Raw genomic sequence first — 4,443 nt, 5'->3', positions numbered from 1 at the left:
AGAAGTTCATGAACATGCGCTTCGAGCCGGCCGGGATGACCGACGACGAGGAGATCCGCTTCGCGACGTCGATCATCGACTACCTCGCCCGCAAGCTCGCGATCGAGTACCTCCCCGCCGACAGGCGTGCTGACCTCGGGATCTACACCAGCGACGAACGCACCGCCGCCCTCGACGCCCAGTACGGCGGCGGGTCGACCGGCGTTTCCGCGGCAGCGCCCGTCGCACCGACGACGCGTGCGGAGGCGCTCCCCGCAGCGCCGGCTGCCGACTCCCCGGCGACGTACGACGCCGACGCCCCGCTGTGCTACTCGTGCGGGACGCCGATGGTGCGGGCGGGCAGTTGCCACCTGTGCGAGCAGTGCGGGGCGACGAGTGGCTGCTCCTGAGCACACCCCCAGGTTGGGACATGCTCGACCGCGACGAACCCAGGCCGAGACGTTCCGCGACTCATCGGGTGGCGTGCACGACCACCCGCACGTAATCGGCCCACCAGCGGCCGTCTTCGTCGCGGAGCACTGGCTCGAGCAGCGCCTCCGCCCGGTCGAGGACCGCCGCGGCAGCCTCGTCGTCCATGGCCCGGAACGTGTCGCCGAGGAACGTGGTCAGCCACCAGCGGATGCCGCTCTCGAGAAAGGTCGGGCGCGGGCGAAGCTGACACCCCAACACCGTGAACCCGTGGCGTTCGAGGCGCTGCTGGTAGGCATCGGCTGACGGGAAGAACCAAGCCGGCAGCGGCCGGTCCACCGCCTGCGCGTCGAGCGCCGCTCGGGCCGCGACCCGGATCGCGGCGACGTTGCCGCGGCCACCGAACTCGGCGACGAAGCGGCCATCTTCCACCAGGACACCGACCACCCCCGCGCGGACCGCGTCGGCGTCGGGCATCCAGTGCAACGCGGCGTTGGAGAACACGGCATCGGAGGACCCCAGCAGCCGAGTTGCTGCCCGTCCACGTGGTACGCCTCGATGCCGCGGTTCCGCGCGGCCTGAACCATGTCCGGTGAGCTGTCGACCGCCACGACCTCGGCTCCCCGTCGGGCGATGGCGACCGACAACCGCCCATCACCACACCCCAGGTCGAGGATGCGCTCGCCGGGGCGGGGATCCAAGACATCGACGAGGGCAGCAGCCAGCTCGGCCACGAACGCGGCGTGCTGTTGGTAGGTGTCGGCATCCGCGCTCCAGCTCACGGGGCAACCTTCCGGGTGTCAGCGGCTTGAATGCTGATGCGCCCTGGTGCCGACCGGACCAGGCTCACTCGTCGCGGTCCGACAGGGCCGGCACCAGGAACGCGATCACGCCGGCCAGGAACAACACGCTCCCGACGGTCGTCAGCAGGTCGCCGTCGCGGATGCCAGCCATGAGGAACAGCACCACGCCCGCGAGGAACAGCAGCCAACCGATGAGCTCGCCGTGGATCATCGCTCGCAGTCTCCACACCGCCGGCAGGTCACATGACGACTGAGGCGCAGGTCACGAGCGCGCTGGAACGGCTGGATCTCGAGACGCAGATCCGCCAGCTCCTCGTCGTCCACGTCTACGGTTCGGACCCGCACCAGGTCACCGACCAGGAGGCAGCCTCCAACCGACGCTTGTACGGAGCCGCGACCCCGGCCGAGGTGATCTCTGCCGTCCGCCCCGGCGGGGTGGTCTTCGTCCGTCACAACCGCAGCGATCCACAGGCGTTCGACGTACCGACCAGCAACCTCCGTCGACGCGACCAGGTCACCAGCCTCACGGCTGGCCTGCAGCAAGCGGCCCGCTCGTTGGTCGGTATCGGTCTGCTGGTGGCGACCGATCACGAGGGCGGTCCCGTCACCCGTCTGCCCGGGTCGCACCCGGCCGGCGGCGCCGAGCTGGGTGCAGTGGGGGACCTCGGCGTGGCCAGGCGCGCGGCGGTCTCCGCCGGGCACGAACTGGCTGCGGTGGGCATCAACCTCAACCTCGCACCCGTCGCGGACGTCAGGACCAACCCCGGTAACCCGGTCATCGGCGACCGGGCGTTGTCCGCCGACCCCAAGGCCGCGTCCGACCTGGTCCAGGCGCAGATCGCCGGTTACCACGACGCGGGGATCGCCGCGACCGTCAAGCACTTCCCGGGCCACGGCGGCGCGGACGTCGATAGCCACGAGCGCATGCCGGTGGTGAACGCTCCCCGGCAGGTGTGGTCTGACGTTCACCTGCCGCCGTTCGTCGCCGCCGTGCGCGCTGGCGTCGACGCGGTCATGACCGCCCACCTGAGCGCTCCGGCACTCGACCCGGCAGGGACGCCAGCCACCCTCTCACCGCGGATCGTCGGCGGGCTGCTGCGCCAACAGATGAGCTTCGACGGCGTGGTGATGACCGACTCGCTGTGGATGGGCGGGGTGCGGAACGGGCGTGATGATGGCGAGATCGTGGTGGCGGCGCTGGAGGCGGGCTGCGACGTGCTTCTGATGCCGGTGGACGCCGCCACGGCTGTGCGCGCCATCGTGGGCGCCGTGAGATCCGGCCGGCTCTCACAGGAGACGATCGCCGACGCGACCAGGCGGGTTCTGCGCCTCAAGGCACAGCTTGGGCTGCTGCCCTCCGGACGCTGAGGATCCTGCATCGGCGGCCAGGGTGCGGGCGCCCGGCCGCGGAGGCGTAGCGGCCGTCCTCTTGTCCACACCGGGGGTCGGGTCTGGGTGGCTGTGGCGTCACACCACTTCGTACGATGGTGTCGAACGTCAGTTCGGTTCAGGGAGGGCCGGGGTGTCCGCGATGGCGGTGCAGGCGCCGACCGTGTTCGGCGCGGAACGTCTGCAGGGGTTGGCCAGCGCGGTCGACGGGGTGGTCGCCGCCCGTATCGACGAGTTGGGCGACGACGAGATCCGCGCCGAGCTCGAGGCGGTCGAGGTCGCCCGCCGGCGTCTGGAAGCGCGCGCGTGCCGGCTGACCGCAGCGCTGTCGGAGCGCGCTGCCCGCCGCGCCGCCGAGACCGACCCCCACGATGTGCGCGCCGGTGAGCGCGCCGGCCGGCAGGTCCGCCGCGACCTGGCCGACCACCTCAACTGGAGCCCCGGGCAGGCCAAACGCGCCGTGGCCGACGCCACCGCCCTCGACGCGCACCCGGTCGCCGGGGCTGCGGCCGACGCCGGGCAGCTGACCGCCCGCCACGCCCGGCTGCTGTCGGACACCCTGGCGCACCTGCTGCCGGGAGACCTCCGCGACCGCCTCGAGGCCGAACTGGTCGACGCCGCCCGCGCCCAAGACCCGGTCGAGTTCGGGCGCACCTGCCGGCGGCGTCTGGCCGAGGTCGACCACGACGCGGCGATGCGCGACGACACCCGCCGCCACGCCCGCCGGCGCGCCACACTCACCCACACCGACCAGGGCACCGCGCAGCTGTTCGGGTCGTGGGCAGGGATCGACGCCGAGATCGTGGCCACCGCCGTGCACGCCTTCCGCCGCCCCGACCGCCCAGGCGAGCACCGCACCAGCGAGCAGCGCACCGGCGACGCCATCATCGACGCGCTGTCGGCGGCGCTGCGCGCCGGCCAGGCACCCACCACCCACGGGGTACGCCCCCACATCACCATCACCGTGGCGCTCGACACCGTGCGAAACGGCGCCGGACCGGTCGAGGGTGCCTGGACGGGGCCGGTGGCCTACGGGCAGGTCCGTCACCTGCTCGATGACGCCGGACTGGCGTGGCTAGCCGTCGACCGCGATGGCCTACCGCTGGCGGCCGGCCCGGAGGTCCGCACGGTCCGGGCGGGGCTGTGGCGTGCGCTGGTGCACCGCGACGGCGGGTGCATCGCCGAAGGCTGCGACGCCCCACCGGCCTGGTGTGACGTGATGCACCTGGGCGCCCCTCACGCCCAAGGCGGGCGCCTGACGCTGCACACCGCTGGGCTGGGGTGCCGCTACCACCACCGCCGCTACGACCACCACACATGGCAGGTCACCTGGACCCACCAGCGCCCCACCCTGCACCCGCCTGGATCCCGCGCCGGCCCCGACCCGTGACCGCAAAGGGCTGGCTGCTGCCCGGATGTGACGATGGGGAGGACCGCTCTCGCCGGCGAAGGGCCGGAGGAGGCTCCCGACACGGATGCGTGAGGACGTGGGCACCATGCTGCACAGCACCGCCATGCCGGGACTATGGAGAGGTCGCGGCGGACCGAACGTCCGACGCGTCTCCGTCGTGTCCGTGTCTCAGGTGTCGGGACGCTGCTGCCCATGATGGCTGCATCGCGGGACGCGTGGCGGTGGCTGCGTTCGCGACCGGCGTGGACGCAGGCCCTCGCGTGGCTGCTGCTGGGGTGGGTGCTGCCGGCGTTGTGGCTCGGTCAGTGGCGCGGCCATCCGCGCCTGGGCCGGACGCTGGCAGCCGTCTTCCTGTTGCTGGTGACGGTGTCCACGGCCGCGACGCTGGCCGGTGGCGTTCCCGACGCGGCGACACCCCGCCCAGACGCGTCC

The 4,443-nt window shown here is 72.5% G+C and carries 6 protein-coding genes and 1 pseudogene; 4 read left to right on the top strand and 3 right to left on the bottom strand.

Annotated elements, in window-relative coordinates; genetic code table 11:
* A partial coding sequence (locus M3N57_04965; GenBank protein ID MDP9022048.1) for a vitamin B12-dependent ribonucleotide reductase occupies positions 1 to 389 on the top strand: 389 nt, incomplete at its 5' end.
* Positions 390 to 450: 61 nt separating this feature from the next.
* Here M3N57_04965 and M3N57_04960 read toward each other — a convergent pair.
* From M3N57_04960 to M3N57_04950, 3 genes and pseudogenes are all read right to left on the bottom strand, one after another.
* Positions 451 to 912, bottom strand: a complete 462-nt coding sequence (locus M3N57_04960) for a hypothetical protein (GenBank protein MDP9022047.1) — start codon at positions 910 to 912, stop codon at positions 451 to 453.
* Positions 913 to 1,007: 95 nt separating this feature from the next.
* A pseudogene (locus M3N57_04955) lies at positions 1,008 to 1,142 on the bottom strand (methyltransferase).
* A 112-nt stretch (positions 1,143 to 1,254) separates the two neighbouring features.
* Positions 1,255 to 1,422 carry a hypothetical protein gene (locus M3N57_04950; GenBank protein ID MDP9022046.1) on the bottom strand — a complete coding sequence of 56 codons (168 nt, stop codon included), beginning with the start codon at positions 1,420 to 1,422 and terminating at the stop codon, positions 1,255 to 1,257.
* A 32-nt stretch (positions 1,423 to 1,454) separates the two neighbouring features.
* On the opposite strand from M3N57_04950, the gene M3N57_04945 reads away from it, so the two are divergent.
* The 3 genes from M3N57_04945 to M3N57_04935 all read left to right on the top strand — a co-directional run.
* Positions 1,455 to 2,579: a beta-hexosaminidase gene (locus M3N57_04945; protein MDP9022045.1), complete on the top strand. Its 1,125-nt coding sequence runs from the start codon at positions 1,455 to 1,457 to the stop codon at positions 2,577 to 2,579.
* Between the two features lie 163 nt (positions 2,580 to 2,742).
* Positions 2,743 to 3,990, top strand: coding sequence for a 13E12 repeat family protein (locus M3N57_04940; GenBank protein MDP9022044.1), 1,248 nt, complete (start codon positions 2,743 to 2,745; stop codon positions 3,988 to 3,990).
* 213 nt (positions 3,991 to 4,203) lie between these two features.
* Positions 4,204 to 4,443: hypothetical protein (locus tag M3N57_04935; protein MDP9022043.1), on the top strand; the 240-nt coding region annotated here is incomplete at its 3' end.

It is taken from the genome of Actinomycetota bacterium (genome assembly GCA_030776725.1).
In the GTDB taxonomy this organism is placed as follows: domain Bacteria; phylum Actinomycetota; class Nitriliruptoria; order Nitriliruptorales; family JAHWKO01; genus JAHWKW01.
This window is presented reverse-complemented; position numbering and strand designations above follow the sequence as displayed.